This is a genomic window from Actinomadura latina NBRC 106108, from assembly GCF_001552195.1.
GTDB lineage: Bacteria > Actinomycetota > Actinomycetes > Streptosporangiales > Streptosporangiaceae > Spirillospora > Spirillospora latina.
In genome coordinates this window covers 1-1,838 of record NZ_BCQS01000062.1, presented here as the reverse complement: position 1 = coordinate 1,838, position 1,838 = coordinate 1, and the positions used below count along the sequence as shown (strand labels likewise).

Annotated in this window: 1 protein-coding gene; it reads right to left on the bottom strand. The window is 71.1% G+C overall.

Translation table 11 applies throughout. The annotated features are described in order from the left end of the window. Positions 1–184 precede the first annotated feature (184 nt). Complete coding sequence (locus tag AL2_RS35780) at positions 185–1,771, bottom strand: IS1182 family transposase (protein WP_067641737.1); 1,587 nt, start codon at positions 1,769–1,771, stop codon at positions 185–187. Positions 1,772–1,838 lie beyond the last annotated feature (67 nt).

The following is a 1,838-nucleotide window of genomic DNA, read 5'->3' as shown; positions in this document are numbered from 1 at the left end:
TAGGAGTGTGCTGAACAAGGGGTGATGTGGGCGGGAAGGGCGCCGACATGGCCGTCTGTGCGGCTGGTTGGGTCAGGCCCCGTGGGGTCGACAAAGTGGTCGCCCTTCCCGCGTGGTCCAGCTTGGTGGAGGGTCGGGGGGTGTGCAAGGGACGGGCCGGGCCCTGGGCTGGGGGCCTGGGTTGTCAGGCCAGTATCCAGCCCTGGCCGGTGTGGGTGAGGCCGAGGTTGAGCAGTCGGCGTAGGTTGAGTCCGGCCAGGCGCAGGTGGAGCCAGAGGTCGCCGTTGGTAGTGCCGCGGTGGCGGAGTTTGCGGGCGCGGCCGTGCGGGCCGATGAGCCAGGCGATGGAGCGTTCGACCATGGGCCGGTGCTGCCGGTAGGTGTCGCGCAGGTCGGGATCGGTGGCCCAGCCGGCGCGGGCTTGCCGCAGGATCGCATCCTGTGGATGAAGGGTGAGGCTGCGGCCGTCCTTGCTCTTGGTGCAGCGTTGGCGGAGCGGGCAGCCGCGGCAGGCGGCCCCGAACGTCACCGATCGTTTGGCGGTGATGCGGCGGGTGACACCGGCCGGGCAGGTCACGGTCCCGGCGGCTTCGTTGACGGTGTAGTCGTCGATGGTGAACCCGCCGGTGACGGCCGGACGCAGCGGGCCCGGCTTGATGACCGGCGTATGTCCCGCCTGGATCAGGGCGGCGCGTGCCTCGCCGGTGCCGTAGGCCGAGTCGCCCAGTACTTCCAGGTTCTGATCGGCCTGGTCGCGGTCCTCGCCTTCGATCAACTCGACGCCGACCACGGCCTCGTGGTTGTCGGGCCCGGCCGCTTTGGTGAGGCGGGCGGCGGTGAACAGGCCGGTGTCGGGTTCGATGGCCACGTGGGCCTTGTAGCCGTCCTGGCGGTGGTGGACGCTCTTGTGGACGTGGCGGGTGTCGGGGTCGACGGTGGAGATGAGGCGGTCGGGGGCGACTTTTCGGGCGATCTTCCACCGGCCGTCGGTGCCGTCGGAGCCGTCGGCGGGTTCGACGTCCTGGCCGGCCACCAGCGCCAGCAGCGCGACCGCTTGGGCGGCCGGCTCGTCCAAGCGGCCCTGGGCGGCGGCCTCCTGGAACGCGGCCACCACCGTCAGGGCGTCGTTGACCAGGCCCGACACCAGCCGCTGCTTGGCCTGGTCGTCGTCCCAGGCGATGGCGGGCTTGCCGGGGTCGGTGTAGTCATGCGCCGAGCAGTGCGCCGCGATCACCTCAGCGGCACCGGGCACCTCGCGGGCCACCCGCCGGATCGCGGCGATCAGCTGGGTGACGGTGTCCTGGGTGGCGACCGCGTCGTCCAGAACGGCCGAGTCCAGCGCCCGCCGCGTCTTGCCCTTGAGCACCCCGGTCGCCGCGATCACCTGCGCGACCGCCTCGAAGACCCGGTTCGGGCGCTCGGAGGCCGCCAACCTGCGCCGCCAGTACGTCAGCACCGAGGGGTGGATCCCCTCGTCGGTCAGCGCCAGCCCGCACGCGGCCTTCCACCGCAGATCACACCGCAGCGCCTCGACCGCCTCCCGATCGGACAGATGATGCAGGGTCTGCAGCACCAGCACGCAGGCGACCAGATCCCCCGGCAGCGACGGGCGCCCCTTCGACGAGGGGAACAGGTCCGCGAACAGCCCGTCGGGGAACACCCGCAGCCGATGCTCGGCCAAGAACGCGAACACACTGCCCTCAGGGACCAGATGCCCCACCAACGCCGCCGCGTCCAGCAACTCACGATCGATCCGGCTCTCACCCTGCACACCAAGATTCTCCCAGCCGGGCACCGCCCGGCTGGGAGAATCCCCAGGATTGTTCAGCAGACTCCTA